Origin of the sequence: Amycolatopsis kentuckyensis (assembly GCF_002155975.1) — a bacterium.
In the GTDB taxonomy this organism is placed as follows: domain Bacteria; phylum Actinomycetota; class Actinomycetes; order Mycobacteriales; family Pseudonocardiaceae; genus Amycolatopsis; species Amycolatopsis kentuckyensis.
This window is the reverse complement of the sequence record NZ_MUMI01000373.1, coordinates 1-18,355: the sequence shown is the minus strand read 5'-3', so window position 1 is coordinate 18,355 and position 18,355 is coordinate 1. Positions and strand designations below refer to the sequence as shown.

Below are 18,355 nucleotides of genomic sequence, written 5' to 3'. Positions count from 1 at the left end.
ACCGACTTCCTGTGCAGCACTCGCAGTTCGGGCAGTCGGGGCCTACCGGCGTGACCCAGCGGTGGTCTTCGGGGTCGTCGGGGATCCAGTCCGGCGGGACGTCAGCCACGGCCGGCCTCCCCGCGGTCGCCGAGCTTCCCGCACCAGCAGCATCCGGTGGCCGCGCGGTCGGACCGGCAGACGGCGCCGATCGGCGACCAGGGTGAGCGGCGGTCGTCGCCGATCACCCAGCAGACGAGGTCGGCCCAGCACTGGCCGGGCAGCAGGTTCAGCGCCCGGGCGAGGCGCCATCGGAGCTTCTCGGGGATCAGGCGCCTACGCACGGTCGGCCTCCCCGGTGGGCTGGCGGGCGGCGCGGTGGTTCAGGTGCATGATCAGCAGCAGCACGGCCCCCTTGAGGTCCTCGACCTCGCGCCGCGTCAGCGCCGGGTCCTGGAGGACTTCCTGCCGGAGCGCCAGCAGACGGGGCTTCAGGCCCGCGTCGGCCGGCTCGGTGGGCTGGTCGCCCTGCAGCGCGGCGCGGACGTCGGTGATGGCCGCCTGAGCGGTCTCCCAGCGGGCGGGGTTCTCTGCCGCGCCGATCTTCACTGCGATTTCGGCCGCGTCGCACGTCTTGGACACCGCGTCGAGCCGGGCCTGCAGCCCGGCCCGCTCGGCCCGGGCGGCGTCACGCTCTCGCCCACGGCGTTCCGTGGTGCGGTTCGCCAGCTTGAGGTAGTCGCGGTACTTCTCGAGGTCGAGCCGCATCTCGTCGAGCTGCCATGACCGCTCGGCGTGCAGCCACACGGCGAGGTCGAGCGCGTCGACCGGCTCCGGACCATGCGGGCAGTCCTCGCCGACCGGGCACGCGCAGTCCTCCGCGCGCAGCAGGACGACCTGGCGGCGCTGGTCCGGGCCGACCAGCTGGACGGCGTCAGCGGGTAGCGGGAAGTGCTTCGTGTCGCGCATCTGCAGGTACCGCGGTCCGGCGCCCTCCCGGTCGGCGTAGACCATGCACGCGGCCGGGCTCCACCACAGCTCGGGGACCTGGGCGGGGCGTGGTGTGCGGCGCACGGCGCCAGCAGCGTCGTCAGCCACGGCCCGCTGCCACGTTCGCCACGGCCTGCAGGTCGCGGGCAAACAGTGGGGGCGCGTCGGCGTCGACCCGCACGAGGCCGTCGCCGAACCAGGACAGGAAGGCGTTCACGCGCTCGGCGGCGCGGGCCGGGTCTGGCAGGTCGGTCGAGTTCGAGGCGATCCCGTCCGGCTGGTCGACGTCGTCGTCGATCTCGTCGTCGTGCGGCCGGGCCTCGGCCGCCGCACGCTGCTCCCGCTGCTGCGCGGCCGCCGTCAGCGTCGGGTCGGTGTCTCCGAACTCGAACCGGATGCGGAGCCCGCCGCGCCGGTCGATCACCTTGGCCGCGGCCTCCCAGGCGTCGCCGTACTCGGTGCCGTCGTCGAACGGGCCCTCGGCCATCTCGGTCGCGTTGAGGTTGTTGATCTGGTTCTGGAAGTAGGCGCGGAGCTTCTCCAGGATCTCGGCGTCGGTCATGGGTTTTCCCTTCGTGGTTGGGGTTCGGCGTAGGGGCCGTGGAGCCTGGCTTCGAGGCGTTCCCGTGCAAGGTGTGGCCGGCAGATCGGGCACGGCTTCAGCGGCGGGTCCGCGTGCTGACGGCCGCCGATGAAGCCGTCGCAGTTGTCGGGGTGGCGGTCCGGGTCGATCAGCTCGCCGGTGCGGTCGTGGGCCACGGCGGGTCCTTTCCGGACGGAAGTCCTCGGCGGCAGGCGAAGCAAGCGGGTGTGCGGTCGGAGCGGGTGTGGTTCGGCAGACCGTGCGGGCACTTGGCGGGTTTCGGGCTGGCGCGCGCGTCCGGTAGTTGCGTCGGGTGGTGACCAGATGGTTGGTCCGTTGTTGTGGTTGGTGATGTGGGTGGTAGGGGCTCACCTGGGTGAGCTCTCAATTGATCGATTTGAGCTCTCATTCCGTCCGAAGTGGCCGGATTTGAGCCCTGAAAGTCGTTTTCATGGCTCACCTGGATGAGCTCTGATTCGGGGGATTGGGAGCTCACCTCGGTGAGCTCTGAATCGCCGGGAATCGGGGCCAGTTCGACGCGGTCGAGAAGGTCGTGGGGGAACGCGAGCCGGTACGTGGCCGCCTTCCCCTGGCCTCCGCGGCCGCCGCCGCGCGAGACGAGTTCGAGCACGCCGAGGTCGTCCCTCAGCTGCGCCAGGCCGCGCTTCACGGTGGCCTTCGACTGCCCGGTGTCCGACACCAGCAGATCGAGCCCTGGACGGACACGTGAGCCGTCTGCGTCCGCGTAGGTCGCGAGGACCAGCGCGAGCAGCTTGACGCCCTGAGGGAGCGGGATGCGGCGGATGACCCGCTCCCACTCGAACCGCCCGACGGGCGTCGTGTCGGCGTCGTTCACTGCGGTTCACCTCCAGTGGATGCGGGGCCGCTCCCGGCCCGGGGGAAGGGCGGGCCGGGAGCGGCGATGGTGCGGACGGACCGGGCGCGGTCAGTCGTCGTCCGCGGGCTTGGCGTCCTCGAAGGGCAGCTCGGCGCGGCCGGTGCGCTGGGCGTACTTGCGACGCACGATTTCTCGCAGCTGTTTGCCGATCACGCTGTGCGGTTCGAACGCCTCGACCGCGAGGATCCGCGCGGTGGGGACGTTGGCGCCGGAGTCCACGTCGATGTTGATCGTTTTGCAGTCGACGACGGCGACGATCAGCTGCTTGGCGCCCGGGTTGTCCACGAGCGGCGCGGAGATCGCGCCGATGCCGTTGCGGTCGTCGTTGGGCAGGCTGCTGGCCAGTTTCACGCTCACGGGCGGGGTTCCTTTCCTTGCGGGTTCAGCTCGAGGCGCTCCAGCAGGTCCGGGCCGCCGTGCTGGGCGAGCAGCCGCAGCGCGGCCCGGCCGCCGCTGTGCCGGGCGACCTGCCGGGCGAGCTGCCGCCCGACGTCGAGCTGCTCGATGACCGCCTGGCCGCCGTTGAGGAGGTTCACCAGCCGGGAGACGTCGTGCGTGCCGGTGACGACGAGCACGACGACCGGATCCGGGCCGAAGCCTTCGTCGTTGGCCTTGTCGTAGGCGCGGGATTCGTACATCAGGCACCGCCGAGGATGCCGCGCTCGTAGCCGATCGCGACTGCGTGCGCGCGGTCCCGGGCGCGCATCTTCCGGAACAGCGTCCGTGCGTGCGACTTCACGGTGTCCTCGGACAGGAAGAGCGCGTGGCCGATGTCCGCGTTCGACTTGCCGGCCGCCATTCCGGTCAGCACCTGCAGTTCCCGTTCGGTCAGCACGTGGCTGACGAGGAAGCAGGGCAGCAGCGAGTCGCTGAGGGAAGCCGGACGCACGGCCAGGCCGGCGCGCAGCAGCAGCGCCCGAACGGTGGCGTCGGCGACCTTGTCGACCACGTACGTTGCTCCCGGGTCCTTCAGCGGCGCGGTTAGTGGTGTGGCCATGGGGGTCCTCGTTTCGGTGGTCATGCGACCTGGCAGCCGGACCGGTACCAGGCGGCCAGCTCGGCGGCGGTGGGGAGTGGCGGCTTGGGCGCGACGTTGCGGCCGCCCGTGCGGGCGGCGTTGTCGCAGGCCTTGCAGGCGCTCTTCACGCCCGGCCGGCCCTTGACGGGTTTCCGGTTCGGGTAGAACTCGCTCAGCGGTTTGGTCTTGTCGCACTTCGGGCAGTGCTTGGTCTGCTGGGTCACGATGCCTCCGGCAGGTCGAACAGCGTCAGCGCTACCGCGGAGTGGTCCTCGACGACAGGCCCGTCCAGCCGGAGCAGCTCCTCCCAGGACGCAATGAGACCGCCGTCGCGGGGGAACCAGAACAGCCCGGCGGGCTCGCTGCGCGACCACACGACGCCGCTTCTGCCGCGGACCTGGCGGACGTCCTGGTTCCCGGGGCGCCGGTCACCTTCCGCCCAGCGCCGGGTCATGCCGTGACTCGCGCCGCGGCGAAGATCTCGGCGTGCCAGCCGGCCAGCTCCCGGCACACCGCGCGCATGTCGCCGTCGGCGAGCAGCTGCCGGAAGTCCCGGCGGTAGGTGAGCGTGCTCGCGGTGGCGTAGCAGCGGCCGCCGATGACCCGGCAGGCCTTGGCGAAGCTCTGGCCGAGGCCAGCCTGCGGCCGGGGCTGTCCGGAGTGGATGATCAGCGCCCCGGTGCGCGGGGCCGGGATCCCGCACGACAGCCAGGACAGCTGGACGGCGCCGCGGTCGTTGTGAGCGATGATCGACAGGTCCCCGTCGGCGAGCTGGCCGCGGAAGCGCAGGCCCGGGATGAAGAGGGTTTTCGGGACGAGGTCGTCCACGGTGGTCGTCACGATGCCTCCTGGGCGGTGTCGAAGGTCTCGGCGGGTTCGCGGTGGAAGTGGTAGTCGCCGTCGTCGTCGAGGCGGACCATGCCGAGTCGCCAGTGCAGGACCGGGATCTCGGCCGGGTCGTCCCACGAGTTCACGACCCAGCCGTTCGTGTAGTGCTCCGGCTGCGGGTCGGTGACCTCGCGGTGGTGCGGGATGCAGAGCCGGAGGCCGTTCGATGGCGCCCACGGGCCGCCGCGGGCACGGAGCTTCCGGTGGTGCCATTCGAGCGGGCCTGGGGCGCCGCAGGCTTCGCAGCAGTCGGAGCGGGCGTTGACGACCTTGCGGCCCTTGCTTTCCGTCCACTCCGGCGTCCGGGTGTCCGGACGGCGTTTCCGGCGCTGCGCCAGCGGGCCGCCGCGCCTCAGGGGCTTCGTCCGCTTCAGCGGGCCGCCGGGCTTCACGTCTTCCGCCAGTTCGTGAGGTGCTGTTTGAACCCTCGGAGGACCGCGGCGTCGGCGGTGCCCCAGTCGGATGTGTTGTTGGCCCACTCGTTGAAAACCGACACCATGGGGAAGAAGGCCAGGCCCTTGCGGTGCCCGAGTCGCTTGATCTCCTCGCGCAGCCGCTTCGCCTCGCGTTCGTCGGACTCCGGCTGGTCGGCGTCGAGGTCCGGCTCGGCGCCCCGGGTTCGCTGGTTCTTCCAGTGGTCAAGGGCGATCTTGAAGCCGCGCATCCCGGCGATCCGGAGCGCATGGCCCATCGCGATCAGCTTGCCGTCGCCATCGCGGCGGCCGTCGGCGTGCCCGTAGCCGATCGTCCATTCGCCACCGATGCGGAGCCGGATCCACAGCCCGCCGACTTCGTCGAACAGCGGCAGGCCGTCCGGCCCGTGGGCGTAGGGCTTCCACTTCCACTTCGGGTCGACGGCGTGCAGGCGTTCGGTGACCCAGGCGTGCCCGACGTAGGTGACGTGGTCGTGCTCGGTGCTGACGGTCTGGTTGCAGACCGGGCACGGCTCCTTCTCGTGCACGACGCACTGGCGGTGCTCGCACGCCCGGCAGGTGTAGACCGGCTTGTAGCCGATCGCCTCGGGCGGGAACGGCGCCGCCAGCGCGTCGCGCATCTCCTGCGTGAGCGGCACTATGCGCCGTCCGCGGTGGATTCGGTGAACTCCTGGAAGGGGTCCGGCAGCTTCACAGCGCCGGAGCGGATCAGCTCGATGACGATGTCCTGGGCGTCGTCGTCGGGCAGGAACGAGATCTTCGACGGCGCGGCCTCGGCCAGTCGCACCCCGGGGATGTCTGCCTCGCCGCCCGGCCCGACGGGTGCCTTCGCGGCGTTGGAGTTCTTCAGGATCGCCTTGATCAGGCTCGGCGTGACGACCTTGCGTTCGGTCAGCAGGTGCCGGCCGCCGTTCTCCCAGAGGAAGGCCTTCACCTCGTCGTCAGGGCCGGTGATTTCGGCTTCGTCCTGGACCGACTTGGGGTAGTGCTCCCGGACCCACTCCAGCAGCGCGCCCTCGTCGTGGACCTGGGCGGTCTTGCGCGGAGCGGACTTCGTGAGCGCGCCGAGCTTGGTCTCGCCGTCCGGGGCGTAGACGTACAGGCGGTCGCCGCGGTTCATCTTCTGGTCGGCCTTCGCACGCACGGCGGCGTACCGTTCGGTGGCGAGGTCGGCGGCGTACTTGTGCGCGGCGACGCTCAGGCCCAGGTCTTCGATCACTTCGGGGTGTCCTTTCGGGACTGGAACTCGTCGTACTTCTTGCTGAGGTCGGCCCAGCTGCCGTCGGTGTGCTGCTCGTAGAAGTCGGCGAACGGCCCGGCGTCGTCGTCAAGGGCGTCGTAGTCGCCGCGGGCGACCCGTTCGGCGATGCGGCCGAAGGAGTAGCCGAGCGCGACGCTGCGGGTCCGGATCTCTTCCCGCTCGCGGTCGAACCGCTCGTGCAGCTGCCGGATGTGCGCGACGACCGGGTCGTCCGCGATCGTCACCGCTGCACCGCTTCGGCGATGTCCCCGCGGTAGCACCAGGACGCAGGCTCGTCGCACGACGCGCGCACCGGCGGCGGCGTGGACGGGCACTGGCGGTTGCCGTCGTAGCCGCACTGGTAGTCCGGCTTGTCCGCGTCCTCGGTGTACGGCGGGCGGGGCTCCGGCTGGCCGGGGACGACCTTGCAGCCGGAGACGGAGCCGAGCAGCGCCGCGCCGAGGGTCAAGGCGATGATGCCGGCGAAGCCGACTCGCTGGCCGAGGCTCTGCAGGAACTTGCCCGTCTTCTTCGGCTCGGTGGTGCGGCCGTTCTTCCCGCCGCGCGGGGTCGGGTCGAGGTCCTCGGGGTCGAGCTCGTCGTCGAGGATATCGTCCACTTTGGACATCAGAACTCCGTTTCGAATTTGGTCCAGCGGCCGTCGCGGCCGAGGTGCTCGACGTGGATGTCCCGGTCGTCGTGCGCTTCGCGGCGCAGGCGGTCCATGAGCGGCTCGGCGATGCGGGCCGGGCCGGGGCCGGTGCCCCAGAGGCAGCACCAGCACGCCTCGACGAGGTCGGTGAGGACGCCGCCGGGCGGGCACGGGCCGGGGTCGAGGACCGGGTACGCGCGCCAGCGGACGACGTGGCCGTGGTGCTGGCACCACGGGCAGGGGTGCGGCTCGTTCTCGTGCTCGGCGGCCTCGACGGCCTGGCGGTAGCTGTCGAGGGCGGCGCCGGGGACGGCCAGACCCGGGACGGCGACGGCGGCGGGGGCGACGACGACCATCGACCACACGGCGTGCCGGACGACGTCGCCCGGCAGGGTGAGCAGCACGGTGGTGGCGGACATCAGCCCATCACCAGCCAGGCCGCGAACCAGGTGGCGACGACAGTGACGACGATGGTCAGCACGAACTTGCGGCGCGGGGTGAGGTTGCGGCGCAGCCAGCTGCGGTCGTCGCCGAGGTCGGCCTCCAGGGCGTCCCAGCCGCCGGTCGTCTCCGCGATGAACCCGTCGTAGACGTCCTGGCCGGTGTCGGAGCCCTTGATCGCGGCCAGCAGCCGCTCGGCGGCGTCCTTGTCCGGAACGTCCAGCACGCCGGTCAGCGCCATCGGCGCGGTCTGCTCCTGCACCTGCGGGATGACGGCGGTCGGTCGCTCGTCGACCTCGACCAGGTGGTGCCGGCCGGTGCTTTCTGAGCGGCGTTCGCCGCGCTGGGCGAGCTCGGCGACGGCGACGCGGCGGTCGAGTTCGTCCTGGCAGGCCTCGAGGTCCGTCAAGGCCCGGTGGCGCAACACGGTGTCGTCGGTGTCGGCGGTGACCTTCAGCGCGCTGATCGCGGCGTGGAGCTCGTCGTCGGTGGCGTACAGCACGAACACGTGGGTGTGGGCGGCGTCGACGGCGCGGTCGACCACGATGGCGCGGCCGGCATCGGTGATCTCGTAGCCGCAGTCGCTGGTGTAGACGGCCAGACCGGCGCCCGAGAGGACACCGAGGAGGTTGATGTCACGCGCGACCGGTGGCCGGTAGAGGCCGCCGCCCGGGGTGGTGTCGGCGAGCAGGGCTTCCAGCTGCGCCAGGTGCTCAGCCGTAAGATCCGCGGTGAGGCTCATGAGGAGGTCCTTTCCTCGGGTCGGCCCCCGTTCGCGGGGGCGGTGCCTGCTCCGCGCCCGGCATGGCGCGGGGCAGGCTTTTCTTCTGGGGGAGTGGGCACCGGCGGGCCGGGCGGAGCGCGAGCACGTCCGGGCCGCCGGCAGTTCAGGCGGCGCGCCAAGCGGGGGCGCCGCGGGACATCCAGTCGTTGAAGTGATCGCGGCGGATCCGCCACGGCGCCTTCGCGCTGGAGTGCGAGCCCTTCAGGTGGCCGCGGCGCAGCGCGGCATAGACCGTCTCGTCGCTCTTCTGCGCCTCGGCAACGACGTCCTGCACGGTCATCCACTGCATGTGAGGGCTGAGCTTCTTCGTGGGCTTGGTGGGCGGCCCGTTGGTGCCAGCCCCGCCACCGTTGTTCGCGGCGTCTTCGATCATGTCCGCCACCTTAGGCGGATTTTGGAAGGTATTGGAAGGTTTGCGTAGTCACTTTCGGGTAACGGCTAGCCAAGCTGGGGCTTCTTCACCTACACTTTGGGACGTTGTGGGAAGATTTCGGATAGAGGGGGAAGATGATGGAAGGTGGTCGACCTAAACGCCCAGGTCGCAGGCTGGACAGCCGTGGCCCGGGGCGTCAATCTCGCCGAGTGAGCACCCCTGACTGGCCGCGGCTCGGCGCCTATGTCACGAGCCGCCGCAGCGAGCTGTACAAGACCGTTCGCGACTTCTCCAAGGCGGTCGGCATCTCCGAGAAGACGCTCGGCAAACTCGAGCTCGGTCAGTCCGTGTCGCGCACCACGCTGGCCGCCGTCGAACGCGCCTTCGGGTGGGCGCCCGGCAGCTGTGCCGCGATCCTGGCCGGCGGGGAGCCCCGAATGTTGACCGAAGCCAACGACGCGGCAGTCGCTGCCGCGCGCGCCGAAGTGCTCGCCATGACCCCCGACGAGCTCGCTCAGATGCAGGCGCGAATCGGCGCCGTTCAGGGGCCCGAGCACGCTGAAGAGTGGCTACGGCGAGTAATTGAACTGCGCCGGTCGGATGCCGCCCAAGGGTCTTCTAGTCCACAAACGACACGCCGTGAAGTGGGTTAACCGATCTGTGATCGGCCATTCGGCTGAACGGGTTGCGCCGGGAAACGGTGCGTGACCTTCGAACGCTAGTCCCAACGCGAACGGAGGCACCGAACGCAACCCACGGGAGGGGAATTAATGACCACCACGCCGCAGACCACCGCCGCCGACGTCCCGGCCCCGCCGATCGGGCCGCACGTGACGGTGCTGCTCGCAGCCGGGGCCGCCGTTTTCGGGCTAGCCGCACTGGTGCTTCTGCTTTTTGTCATCACGATGAAGATCTCCGGCGCCCCGATGGCGTTCGCGGGCCTCGTCGCGACCGCTCTCGGCGTTGCGGCAGCGGTGGTTCACTGCGCGAGGCGCGTGACCCAGTACCAGCGTGATTGCTACGTCGCCAACCGGGAAGCGTCCCGCGCCGAGGTGAAGACCGCTCTGAAGAAGGTCCACCAGGAGGTCGACAGCCTCAAGGCCCGATGGGAGCGTGCAGAGCTGGCGCGCGTGTCGGCCGCGGTCGTCGCGCAGGAACGACCGCACCGGCTCGACGTGATCAACGGAGGCGGTAATGGCCTGGGCTGAACAGCTGGCGAGCGGCCGATGGAGGGGCTGCTACCGGGATCAGGACGGCAAGAAGCGGTACGCCACGAACGATGGACAGCTCTACGAGGGGAAGCGTGCAGCGAAAGAGGCCGCGGAGGATGCGGCCGCTGCAGCTCGGCGGACCGCGGCGACGTCGGCCGGCACCCAGTCCGCGAAGATGCCGTGGCGGCACCTGTGGGAGATGTACCACGAGAAGATGCGGAAGAAGGACCGGGTCAGCGGCACGCTGGCCAAAGTCGAGGAGCGGGTCGAGCACCACATCATGCCGAAGTGGGGCGACACGCCCCTGAACAAGATCTCGCACGGCGCCGCGCAGGACTGGGTGGACGACGACCTCTGTCCTGGACGCGCCCCTGGCTACGTGTGCCTGATCTGGTACACGTTCGCCAGCTCGATGACCTTCGCCGTGAAGAAGCGGATCCTCGATGCGTCACCGTGCGTCGGCATCGACCTGCCGAAGATCCCCAACACGCAGAGGAAGTACCTGACCGACGATCCCCTCGCCGCGATGAAGGCGAGGCTTCACCGTCGGTACCAGTGGATGCTGGAGTTCCAGTATGAGACGGGGCTCAGGCCAGAGGAGCTGATCGCGATGCACGTCAGCCAGGTCGACGGTGGCTGGTTGACGGTGTCGAACGTCTACGTTGAGGCCCACCGCATGATCCGTCCGTTCACCAAGACAGGGGGCATCCGGCACGTACCGCTCACCCATCGAGCTCGCGAGCTGTACAGCCTGGCAATCGGTGACCGTGATCTGTCGTCCGGGTGCGGCATTCCCCACGTCGGAGAGAAGCCTTGTCGCAGCGCGCTCGCGTTCTTGTCGCCGCGCCTTCGCTTCGTGCTTCCAAGCACGTACAGGAAAGAGTTGTGGAAGGCATCCACTGGCGCCGGGTTGCCGTCGATGTCGCCCTATACGGCGCGGCGCGGGTTCGCAACCGCTGCGGCGGACCGTGGTGTCAGCCCGTTCCTGATCCAGGCGATCATGGGACACAAGAATCTCAGCCAGACGTCGGACTACGTCCAGCGCTCGGAGGCGTCGAGGCTGCAGTTCCTCGCGGCGATGGGCGACCGCGTACCCATGACGGTCGTGGGGCGGGACGGGGAGCGTGGGGCAGATCGTGGGGCAAACTCACTTCGGAACGCTTCGGACGGTTCCGGATCTGACAAGACGGAAACCGGGTCGTGACCTGCATAGACTCGGGCGAACCTCGGCTACTTTGTTAAGGTTGGTTGAAACCGAAAGTCGCAGGCTGGCTCAGGCCACCCATCCGAGTGAGATCCGCGGCGGTGTGGACGGCCGCGACCACCGCCTTCACTTCCGCTTCCCGCGGCGCGTGCAGGGCCAGCAGCGCGCACGCCTGGTCCTCGCACGCGGCCCCGAGCGCGGCCACCGCGGCGGCCTGTTCCCGCGCACGTCCGCCCAGCGTGTGGTCGCTTTCCAGCACCGAGCGCGTGGCCTCCTCGAGCGCGATCGCGACGAGGTCGCCCAGGTCCGCCAGCCGGTGGGCGAGCGTCACGAGCTCCTTCTCAAACGCCGTCGGCATGGCGGCAGGAAACCACCCCGCCCGGGCGTCGGCATCCGGAATTGTCGGACCCCCGTGCTCTCCTCGTCGGCAAGAGCGGTGCACCCCGCACCCGGAGCACAAGGAGAGACCGATGGCAGGCGAAACGACGGTCACCGTGGTCGGCAACCTCACGAGCGACCCCGAACTGCGCTTCACCCCGGGCGGCTCGGCGGTCGCGAACTTCACGGTCGCGAGCACCCCCCGCGTGCTGGACCGCGAATCCGGCACGTGGCGCGACGGCGATCCGCTGTTCCTGCGCTGCAGTTTGTGGCGCGAGCACGCGGAAAACGTCGCCGAGTCGCTCGTGCGCGGCACCCGCGTGGTCGTCCACGGCCGGCTGAGGCAGCGGTCGTACGACACGAAGGAGGGCGAGAAGCGCACCGTCGTGGAGCTGGAGGTCGAGGAGATCGGGCCGGCCCTGCGGTACGCCACGGCCAAGGTGACCAAGGCCAGCCGCGCGGTGGGCGGCGAAGGGAGCAGTTCCTGGACGCCGGAACCGGTGGCGGCGGCGAAGCCGCCCTTCTGATCCCCCATCCGTTCGCGGCCGGCCTCCGAACGCTCGTCGACGGGGCTTCGACCCGTGCTGGATCGCCTGCGGTGACGATGAGGGAACGCTCCGGCCGGACCCGCTGTCGAAATCCCGCCCACCGATTCGACGCAGGGGTAGCGGCCGAACCACGAGCGGGAGGGACCGACATGAACGGGAACGAGAAGACCGGCTCACCGGCAGCGCACCCCGTGGTCAACCACCGGATGCGGGCGATGCTCCGAGCGGTCGGCGCAGGCCGCGCGCGGGTGTCGTGCAGCAGCGAACCGGACCTGTTCATCGACGGCCTGTCGTGCGGCGACCAGTTCGCGGCCCACGCACTGGCCCACCAGGGCCTGGTCCGCGCGGCCCGCCCCGGGCGCCCGGGCGAGCTGGTCCCGGCGGTCCTGACCCCGGCGGGCCGGGCGCTCATCGCCCCCGAGCGGAAATCGGCCGCCTGACCGGCGGCCGGCGGATGTTTGACAACTCCACAGAGAAGCCCTTACCGCTGCGGAAACGCCGGAAGGTCCGCTGCCGCCGCGAGAAAGCCGGAGGCGGGTGCGCCGGCGGTCCGGACCGCCGGCGACGGCCTGCGGCTACCGGCCCTGCTGCGGGAACTGTCCCGGCTGCCCCTGCTGCGGGAGCTGGCCCGGCTGCGGCTGCGGGAACCCCTGAGGCTGGGACGGGTGCGGCGGAAACCCTTGCTGCGCAACCCCCTGCGAAGGGTGCGGCGGGTATCCCGGCGCGGCCTGCTGCTGGGCCTGGCCCTGCTCTTCCTGGGCCTGCAGCCGGACGGCGTCCTCCTTCGGGATGCGGTTCTCGATCCCGCAGAACGTGCACTGCGCCGTGTACTTGACGCTGATCGGGAACAGCGGGATGAAGAACAGGGTGAACTTCGTGACCGCCTTGCGCACCGCGTGCGAAGCCGGATTACCGCACCGGCCGCACAAGAACGTCGTCATCGCCAGCACGTAGATGCGGGTACGCCAGCCCCAGATCAGCATCGGTCTTCTCTCTTTCGGTTCTTCCTTCGCCGCGCAGCCTCGCACACCGTTGCCGCTTGCCGGGGCGGTTTTGCCGATCCTGCGCGGACGATCATCGGGCGAACCGGACATTCGGCCCGTACCGCGGCACCGGAAGTCCCGGGACTAGATTGGGATCATGCCGAGCGACTTCGCCCTGAAGACGATGAATGCCGTGCACCGCGGCCTGATCAAACTCACCGGTGGGCGGGTGGGCTGGCAGGTGGCCATGCCCGTCCTGGAGCTCACCACCGTCGGCCGCAAGAGCGGGCAGCCGCGGTCGGTGCTGCTGACCTCGCCCCACCAGGAGGGCGACACGTGGGTCGTCGTGGCTTCGCGCGGCGGCGACGACACGCACCCCGCGTGGTTCCTCAACCTGCGGGACAAGCCCGAGGTCGAGGTCTCGCTGAAGGGCGGGCCGAAGCGGCCGATGCGGGCCCGGGTCGCCGACGCCGAAGAGCGGGCGCGGCTGTGGCCGAAGATCACCGCCGACTTCAAGAACTACGCGCAGTACCAGACGAAGACCGAGCGCGAGATCCCGCTCGTCTTCCTCGAACCGCGGTAGGTCACGACCGCGCCGCCAGGTAGGCCGGGTCGGCGGCGGGGATCGGCTGGTCGGGGACCCCGGCCAGCAGCCGGCTCATGGCGTGGAAGTACGGCGGCGCGGCGACCGTGCCGCCGAACGCGCCGTGACCGCAGTCGCCGAGGTGCACCGGCGTGCCTGGGCAGATTTCCCGCGGGTGCGGCCCGTCGGCGAAGACCATGGACGACACCGCGTAGTCGTCGACACCCCCCACGAACGCGACCGATTCGCTCAGCTGCGTCGTGCCGGTCTTGCCGATGTCGGGCCGGGTCCAGCCGGCCGCGCGGGCCGCTTCGGCGGACGTGCCGCTCGTGGTGTCCTTGCTCAGCCCCGCCTCCAGGGTGTCCGCCACGCCCTGGGGGATGACCCGCTCGCAGGCCTGCTGCGCGACCGGCACGGCGTTGCCGTTCCGGTCGGTCACCGACAGGATCGGGTTCGGCGGGCACCAGACGCCGCCGCTCATCAGCGTCGCCGAGACGTTGGCCATCTCCAGCGGGCTGACCGGGCTGTTGCCGAGGGTGAACGACAGCAGGTTCCGGAAGTACTGCGACTGCGGCTCGCTGAACTGCGGGTTGGCCGACTTCGGGTCCGGCGTGCGGCCGGCGTCGTTGGTCGCGAGGGTGTTCCGCAGCCCGAGCTTGGCGGCCATGTCCAGCACGGCCGGCATCCCGACCTGGCTCTCCAGCCCGACGAACGCGACGTTCGGCGACGTCGCCAGCCCGTCGGCCAGGCTGATCGGGTCGGCGTAGTGACCGTCGTTGTGAACGGTGTAGCAGGACGCGTGCGCGTCCGGCACCGGGAAGCACTGGCTGTCCGGGTTGGGCAGCGGGGTGTCGAGGCCCGCCTTACCGGCCACGAGCGCCGCGGCCGAGGTGAAGATCTTGAACGACGAGCCCGCGCCGAACTCGTTGCTCGCGTCGGCGACGATGTCGGTCGACGTCTCGCCCTGCGCCGGATCGGTGCCGTAGTTGCGGTTCGCGACCATGGCGAGCACCTGGTGCCCGTCCTGGCCCGGCTGGACCACGGCGAAGGTGTTGGCCACGCCGTCCTGGGTGGTCGGCACGTTCGCGTCGACGGCGTCCTTGGTCACCTGCGAGACGCGCGGGTCGAGGGTGGTCTTGATCGTGTACCCGCCGGTGGCCAGCCGGTCGGCGGTGAACCCGGCGTGCACCAGGTAGCTTTCCGCGTAGGCACAGAAGAAACCCGCGTCCGGCGCCGCGCCCAGGCAGGTGCCGGACGGGGTGACCGGGCCGTCCGGCAGCAGCCCGAGCGGGGTGGCCTTCGCAGTGGCCGCGTACGAGGCCGGGATGGAGCCGTTGGTGACCATGTCGTCGATCACCAGGTTGCGGCGCTGCAGCGCCTTGTCCGGGTGCGTGTACGGGTTGTAGATGCTGGGGTTGTTCACCATTCCGGCGAGCAGCGCCGCCTGCGGAACGGTCAGTTTGTCCGGGGTCGTCCCGAAATACGCCTTGGCGGCCGCACCGACCCCGTACACGGTTCCGCTGAATTCGACCACATTGAGGTAATTCGCCAGAATGTCGTCCTTGCTCGTGGTCGCGTTCAGCTGGACGGCCATTTTCGCTTCCCGCAGCTTGCGGGCGAGGGAGTCCTCCCGGTCGGCCTGCTGGGCGGCCGGGTCGGTCCGGTCGACGACGTTGATGAGGTAGTTCTTGACGTACTGCTGCGTGATCGTCGACGCGCCCTGCAGTGCCCCGCCGGTGCTGTCGTTGACCGCCGCGCGCAGCATGCCCTGCACGTCGACGCCGCCTTCGGTGTAGAACCGGCGGTCCTCGACCGCGATGATCGCGGCCTTCATCGTGGTCGCGATCCCGGCCGTGGTGACGGGCAGGCGGTACTGCGCGTACAGCGTGGCGATCGGGGTGCCGTCGCGGTCGGTGACCGTGGTCGTCAACGGCGGATCGGCGGCGGCGAGCTGGGCGGAAATGGCGTCCACCGAATCGCTGACCTGATTCGACAACAGGCCGGCGCCGATGGCGGCGGGCGCCATCGTCCCGGCGACCAGAATTCCGGCGAGCAGGCACAAACCGGCGAAAGGGACCACGCCCCGGCGACGTTTCACGAATTCGACATTAGGCATCGGGCGATAAAGCTTCCGTTCGGTGAGACATGTACCTCACCGGGCCAACCTGCCGAGCAGTGCCGAGGCGACCGAAACGGCCACCGCCGTCGCCACCGCCAGCACGGCGAAATCGGTCCCGAGGTGGGCGGGGGTCCCGATGAGCAGGCCCCGCAGCGCGTCGACCTGGTAGCTCAGCGGGTTGACGTGGCTGAGCACCTGCAGCCACGACGGCATCAGGTCCACCGGGTACAGCGCGTTCGAGCCGAAGAACAGCGGCATCGTGATCGCCTGCCCGATGCCCATCAGCCGTTCGCGCGACAGCACGATCCCGGCGATCACGATGGACAGGCAGCAGAAGAACGCCGAACCCAGCACGAGGACGACGGCCATCGCGAGCAGCTTCAGCGGGTTCGCGGTCAGCCCGACGCCGAGGACCGCGGCCAGGACCAGCACCATCAGCGCCTGCACGAGCGCGCGGACCCCGGCCGCGAAGGCCTTCCCGGCGACCAGTGCCGCGCGCGGGGTGGGGGTCACCAGGAGCTTGGCGAGCACGCCCGCGTCGCGCTCCCAGATGATCTGGATGCCGTAGAAGATCGCGATGAACAGCGCCGACTGGGCCAGGATGCCCGGGGCCAGGAAGTCGAGGTACGGCGTCGAGCCGGTCGGGATCGCGCGCAGCCGGGTGAACGTCTCCCCGAAGATCAGCAGCCACAGCGCGGGCTGGATCGCCCTGGTGAGCAGCTCCGTCTGGTCGCGGCGCAGCTTCTGCAGCTCCACCAGGCACATCGCGCCGACGCGGGCGCCGAGCACGCGCAGCCGGCGCAGCGGGCCCGGGTCAGCCGAGGCGGCGGGCGGTACGGCGAGTGGCACGGACACCGCGGATCCCTCCTTCTTCGTGGTCGACGCGGTTCCCGGTCACCGCCCGGAACACGTCGTCCAAAGTGGACTCCGGGCCGAGGTCGGCCTCCAGTTCGGCGGGTGTGCCCAGTGCGCGGATCCGGCCGGTGTGCATCAGGGCGACGCGGTCGCAGTACTGCTCGGCTTCGTCCATGTAGTGCGTGGTGACGAGCACGGTCATGCCGGTCGCCTCGCGGATCGAGGCGATGCGGTCCCACACCGACGACCGCGCGACCGGGTCGAGCCCGATCGTCGGCTCGTCGAGGATGAGCAGCCGCGGCGAGCTGACCAGGGCCTGGGCGAGTTCGAGCCGGCGGATCATGCCCCCGGAGTACGTCTTCGCGGTGCGGTCGGCGTCGCCGGCCAGCCCGACCAGCTCCAGGGCCAGCCGCACTTGCCCGGCTCGCTCGCGGCGGGGCACGTCGAACAGCCGCGCGAACAGTGCGACGTTCTCGCGGCCGGTCAAGGCGCTGTCGGCGGACAGCTGCTGCGGGACGTACCCGATCAGCCGCCGCACGGCCATCCGGCGGCGCGCGACGTCGACGCCGAAGACGGTGATGCGGTCCGGGCCGGCCGGCAGCAGCGTGGTGATCATCCGGAGGGTCGTCGTCTTGCCGGCGCCGTTCGGGCCGAGCAGGCCGAACACCTCGCCGGGGTGGATTTCGAGGTCGACGCCGTCCACCGCGCGGGTCGCGCCGAACGAGTGGCTCAGGCCGGTGCAGCGCACCGCCGGGGGTTCGGTCATGGCTGCTCCTTCAGGATGCCCATGAGTTTTTCCAGTGCCGGCAACGCCTGCTCGATCGCCTTCGTGTCCTCTTCGGACAGTTCGGCGAGGGCGTCGGTGACGAGCCCGGTGCGCGCGCGGCGCCAGGCGGCCATCCGGTCGGCGGCCGCGGCGGTGATCGCCAGCCGGGCCGCACGGCGGTCGGCGGGATCGGCCTCACGGCGCAGCAGGCCCGCGTCGGCGAGCTGGTTCACCAGCGTGCTGACCGAGTTGCCGGCCAGGTGCAGTTCGCGTGCGGCCGCGGCGACGCCGATGCCGGGGTGGTCGGCGACCACGCGCAGGAGCTCGACCTGGGCGCCGGGCAGCGGGGTGCCGGGTACGCCGGCGCGCACCCGGCGGCGGACCACCCGGCGGATGCCCTGGACGGCGCCCAGCAGCCGGTCGGCGAGTTCGGTCATGTGCGCGAAGGTAGCTCTGCCCCAGATCTATTAGCAACGCTAAATGTCTGGTTGGCGAGAAAAGGGGCAAATCAACCGTGGGCAGTTTCGGCGAGGGCCAGGTCGAGCAAGCCGGGGAAGCGGGCGTCGAACTCCGCGCGGCGCGTTCGGCCGTTGCGTGCCGCTGTCCGCCGGAGCAGCCCGGCGGCGCGGGCCTCCTCGGCGGCTCGACGTGCGGCCTGGAGAGCCGGTCATCGACCGCGTTCACTCGTTCGAGGGCGCCGGTGCGGCCTTCCGGCACTTCTGAGGGCGGGCGACTCGGCATGGCCGCGTGAGGTGAGAGGAATACCGCTGATCGGCGCAACCTGACCGGGAGTGACCGTTCGGCGGCGGGCCGGTGCCGTTCGCCGCGCCACGCCGGGAGATCCGGTCCGGAACTGCCGGCGTGGGCGCATGCTGTCCCTTCCGGCCCCGCGTCCCCGCGCCTGACGTCCACTGTGGACATTGCCAGTGCGCCCGGTCCGGCGGCCTCCGAGATGAGGATAGGAACGTTCGTCGTGACCCTGCTGGACAGCAAGCTCGTCCGGTGCTGGACCTCCCGCCCGCACCTGCAGTCCCTCTACACCCTCGCCGCGGCCGCCCCGCGGATGCGCGCCGCGCTCGGCCTCGCGCCGACCGGCGGCGGCACGGTCGACTTCAAGGTGGCGGGGGACGCGCTGGCCCGCACCGAGGCGGAGCTGATCGCCGCGACGTCGGCGCGGCTGCCGGTGCACCCGCTGGTGACGCAGGACCTCCAGGGCCGTTCGACGGTCCGGTGCTGGCGGCGCAACCGTGACCTGCGCGTGCTGACCGGCGACCTGGTCGACGTCGCGGACCGGCTGGCCAGGGCGGGGTACGGCGGGTCCCTGCGGTTCGCGACCGTCGAGTTCGGCGAGACCGCCGGACGCTGCGAGGGGAAGCTGGCCCTGGTGTACCTGTTCGACCGCGGCACGTTCCACACCGCGGCGCCCGG

The 18,355-nt window shown here is 70.6% G+C and carries 31 protein-coding genes; 7 read left to right on the top strand and 24 right to left on the bottom strand.

The window, feature by feature from the left end:
• Positions 1-101: 101 nt before the first annotated feature.
• The 18 genes from CCN39_RS32100 to CCN39_RS32020 all read right to left on the bottom strand — a co-directional run bounded on the left by CCN39_RS32100 (position 102) and on the right by CCN39_RS32020 (position 8,280).
• A complete protein-coding gene (locus CCN39_RS32100; RefSeq protein ID WP_086848381.1) occupies positions 102-323 on the bottom strand; it encodes a hypothetical protein in 222 nt (73 codons plus the stop codon).
• On the bottom strand, positions 316-1,077 hold the full coding sequence (locus CCN39_RS32095) for a hypothetical protein (RefSeq protein ID WP_143264231.1): 762 nt from the start codon (positions 1,075-1,077) through the stop codon (positions 316-318). Before CCN39_RS32095 ends, CCN39_RS32100 begins: the two co-directional genes overlap by 8 nt.
• The gene (locus CCN39_RS32090; protein ID WP_086848377.1) at positions 1,070-1,531 is read right to left on the bottom strand and encodes a hypothetical protein; all 462 of its coding nucleotides are present in this window, start codon (positions 1,529-1,531) and stop codon (positions 1,070-1,072) included. Before CCN39_RS32090 ends, CCN39_RS32095 begins: the two co-directional genes overlap by 8 nt.
• 169 nt (positions 1,532-1,700) lie before the next feature.
• The gene (locus CCN39_RS49630; protein WP_143264230.1) at positions 1,701-2,408 is read right to left on the bottom strand and encodes a helix-turn-helix domain-containing protein; all 708 of its coding nucleotides are present in this window, start codon (positions 2,406-2,408) and stop codon (positions 1,701-1,703) included.
• Positions 2,409-2,498: 90 nt separating this feature from the next.
• On the bottom strand, positions 2,499-2,807 hold the full coding sequence (locus CCN39_RS32085; RefSeq protein ID WP_086848375.1) for a hypothetical protein: 309 nt from the start codon (positions 2,805-2,807) through the stop codon (positions 2,499-2,501).
• The gene (locus tag CCN39_RS32080) at positions 2,804-3,088 is read right to left on the bottom strand and encodes a hypothetical protein (RefSeq protein ID WP_086848373.1); all 285 of its coding nucleotides are present in this window, start codon (positions 3,086-3,088) and stop codon (positions 2,804-2,806) included. Before CCN39_RS32080 ends, CCN39_RS32085 begins: the two co-directional genes overlap by 4 nt.
• Entirely contained in the window at positions 3,088-3,447 is a 360-nt protein-coding gene (locus CCN39_RS53055; protein ID WP_434781135.1) for a response regulator transcription factor, read from the bottom strand. Before CCN39_RS53055 ends, CCN39_RS32080 begins: the two co-directional genes overlap by 1 nt.
• 20 nt (positions 3,448-3,467) lie before the next feature.
• On the bottom strand, positions 3,468-3,692 hold the full coding sequence (locus CCN39_RS32070; RefSeq protein WP_086848369.1) for a hypothetical protein: 225 nt from the start codon (positions 3,690-3,692) through the stop codon (positions 3,468-3,470).
• Positions 3,689-3,922, bottom strand: coding sequence for a hypothetical protein (locus tag CCN39_RS32065; protein ID WP_086848367.1), 234 nt, complete (start codon positions 3,920-3,922; stop codon positions 3,689-3,691). The genes CCN39_RS32070 and CCN39_RS32065 overlap by 4 nt, the downstream gene beginning before the upstream one ends.
• A complete protein-coding gene (locus CCN39_RS32060; protein ID WP_086848366.1) occupies positions 3,919-4,308 on the bottom strand; it encodes a hypothetical protein in 390 nt (129 codons plus the stop codon). Before CCN39_RS32060 ends, CCN39_RS32065 begins: the two co-directional genes overlap by 4 nt.
• Positions 4,305-4,748 (bottom strand): HNH endonuclease signature motif containing protein, encoded by a 444-nt coding sequence (locus tag CCN39_RS32055; protein WP_086848364.1) that lies wholly within the window; start codon positions 4,746-4,748, stop codon positions 4,305-4,307. The genes CCN39_RS32060 and CCN39_RS32055 overlap by 4 nt, the downstream gene beginning before the upstream one ends.
• Positions 4,745-5,410, bottom strand: coding sequence for a hypothetical protein (locus CCN39_RS32050; protein ID WP_208630476.1), 666 nt, complete (start codon positions 5,408-5,410; stop codon positions 4,745-4,747). The genes CCN39_RS32055 and CCN39_RS32050 overlap by 4 nt, the downstream gene beginning before the upstream one ends.
• A 17-nt stretch (positions 5,411-5,427) precedes the next feature.
• Positions 5,428-6,009, bottom strand: coding sequence for a hypothetical protein (locus CCN39_RS32045; protein ID WP_086848360.1), 582 nt, complete (start codon positions 6,007-6,009; stop codon positions 5,428-5,430).
• Positions 6,006-6,275, bottom strand: coding sequence for a hypothetical protein (locus CCN39_RS32040; RefSeq protein WP_086848358.1), 270 nt, complete (start codon positions 6,273-6,275; stop codon positions 6,006-6,008). Before CCN39_RS32040 ends, CCN39_RS32045 begins: the two co-directional genes overlap by 4 nt.
• The gene (locus tag CCN39_RS32035; RefSeq protein WP_086848356.1) at positions 6,272-6,658 is read right to left on the bottom strand and encodes a hypothetical protein; all 387 of its coding nucleotides are present in this window, start codon (positions 6,656-6,658) and stop codon (positions 6,272-6,274) included. Before CCN39_RS32035 ends, CCN39_RS32040 begins: the two co-directional genes overlap by 4 nt.
• The gene (locus CCN39_RS32030) at positions 6,658-7,101 is read right to left on the bottom strand and encodes a hypothetical protein (RefSeq protein WP_086848354.1); all 444 of its coding nucleotides are present in this window, start codon (positions 7,099-7,101) and stop codon (positions 6,658-6,660) included. Before CCN39_RS32030 ends, CCN39_RS32035 begins: the two co-directional genes overlap by 1 nt.
• Positions 7,101-7,865 carry a hypothetical protein gene (locus CCN39_RS32025; protein ID WP_086848352.1) on the bottom strand — a complete coding sequence of 255 codons (765 nt, stop codon included), beginning with the start codon at positions 7,863-7,865 and terminating at the stop codon, positions 7,101-7,103. Before CCN39_RS32025 ends, CCN39_RS32030 begins: the two co-directional genes overlap by 1 nt.
• Before the next feature lie 145 nt (positions 7,866-8,010).
• Entirely contained in the window at positions 8,011-8,280 is a 270-nt protein-coding gene (locus tag CCN39_RS32020) for a helix-turn-helix domain-containing protein (RefSeq protein WP_086848350.1), read from the bottom strand.
• Positions 8,281-8,489: 209 nt separating this feature from the next.
• Here CCN39_RS32020 and CCN39_RS32015 point away from each other — a divergent pair, with 209 nt between their 5' ends.
• The 3 genes from CCN39_RS32015 (at position 8,490) to CCN39_RS32005 (ending at position 10,695) form a co-directional block, all read left to right on the top strand.
• Positions 8,490-8,933 carry a helix-turn-helix domain-containing protein gene (locus CCN39_RS32015; protein WP_086848348.1) on the top strand — a complete coding sequence of 148 codons (444 nt, stop codon included), beginning with the start codon at positions 8,490-8,492 and terminating at the stop codon, positions 8,931-8,933.
• A gap of 117 nt (positions 8,934-9,050) precedes the next feature.
• Positions 9,051-9,488, top strand: coding sequence for a hypothetical protein (locus CCN39_RS32010; protein WP_086848345.1), 438 nt, complete (start codon positions 9,051-9,053; stop codon positions 9,486-9,488).
• Entirely contained in the window at positions 9,475-10,695 is a 1,221-nt protein-coding gene (locus tag CCN39_RS32005; protein WP_086848343.1) for a tyrosine-type recombinase/integrase, read from the top strand. The genes CCN39_RS32010 and CCN39_RS32005 overlap by 14 nt, the downstream gene beginning before the upstream one ends.
• A gap of 34 nt (positions 10,696-10,729) precedes the next feature.
• Here CCN39_RS32005 and CCN39_RS32000 read toward each other — a convergent pair whose 3' ends face one another.
• Positions 10,730-11,026, bottom strand: a complete 297-nt coding sequence (locus tag CCN39_RS32000; RefSeq protein WP_244211085.1) for a PhoU domain-containing protein — start codon at positions 11,024-11,026, stop codon at positions 10,730-10,732.
• A gap of 139 nt (positions 11,027-11,165) precedes the next feature.
• Between CCN39_RS32000 and CCN39_RS31995 the strand changes: the two genes are divergently transcribed.
• On the top strand, positions 11,166-11,600 hold the full coding sequence (locus tag CCN39_RS31995) for a single-stranded DNA-binding protein (RefSeq protein WP_086848341.1): 435 nt from the start codon (positions 11,166-11,168) through the stop codon (positions 11,598-11,600).
• 170 nt (positions 11,601-11,770) lie between these two features.
• Entirely contained in the window at positions 11,771-12,061 is a 291-nt protein-coding gene (locus CCN39_RS31990) for a hypothetical protein (protein ID WP_086848339.1), read from the top strand.
• A gap of 135 nt (positions 12,062-12,196) precedes the next feature.
• On the opposite strand, the gene CCN39_RS31985 is transcribed toward CCN39_RS31990, so the two are convergent.
• Positions 12,197-12,604 carry a zinc ribbon domain-containing protein gene (locus CCN39_RS31985; protein WP_086848337.1) on the bottom strand — a complete coding sequence of 136 codons (408 nt, stop codon included), beginning with the start codon at positions 12,602-12,604 and terminating at the stop codon, positions 12,197-12,199.
• 157 nt (positions 12,605-12,761) lie between these two features.
• On the opposite strand from CCN39_RS31985, the gene CCN39_RS31980 reads away from it, so the two are divergent.
• Complete coding sequence (locus CCN39_RS31980) at positions 12,762-13,187, top strand: nitroreductase/quinone reductase family protein (RefSeq protein WP_086848334.1); 426 nt, start codon at positions 12,762-12,764, stop codon at positions 13,185-13,187.
• A gap of 1 nt (position 13,188) precedes the next feature.
• On the opposite strand, the gene CCN39_RS31975 is transcribed toward CCN39_RS31980, so the two are convergent.
• The 4 genes from CCN39_RS31975 to CCN39_RS31960 are packed head-to-tail and all read right to left on the bottom strand — an operon-like array spanning position 13,189 to position 17,364.
• On the bottom strand, positions 13,189-15,303 hold the full coding sequence (locus CCN39_RS31975; protein ID WP_158104569.1) for a transglycosylase domain-containing protein: 2,115 nt from the start codon (positions 15,301-15,303) through the stop codon (positions 13,189-13,191).
• A 36-nt stretch (positions 15,304-15,339) separates the two neighbouring features.
• Positions 15,340-16,161: an ABC transporter permease gene (locus tag CCN39_RS31970; RefSeq protein ID WP_086848331.1), complete on the bottom strand. Its 822-nt coding sequence runs from the start codon at positions 16,159-16,161 to the stop codon at positions 15,340-15,342.
• Positions 16,121-16,927 (bottom strand): ABC transporter ATP-binding protein, encoded by an 807-nt coding sequence (locus CCN39_RS31965; protein ID WP_167455244.1) that lies wholly within the window; start codon positions 16,925-16,927, stop codon positions 16,121-16,123. Before CCN39_RS31965 ends, CCN39_RS31970 begins: the two co-directional genes overlap by 41 nt.
• A complete protein-coding gene (locus CCN39_RS31960; protein WP_086848329.1) occupies positions 16,924-17,364 on the bottom strand; it encodes a MarR family transcriptional regulator in 441 nt (146 codons plus the stop codon). Before CCN39_RS31960 ends, CCN39_RS31965 begins: the two co-directional genes overlap by 4 nt.
• Positions 17,365-17,900: 536 nt before the next feature.
• Between CCN39_RS31960 and pspAB the strand changes: the two genes are divergently transcribed.
• The coding region (pspAB, locus tag CCN39_RS31955; protein WP_086848327.1) for a PspA-associated protein PspAB at positions 17,901-18,355 on the top strand (455 nt) is incomplete at its 3' end.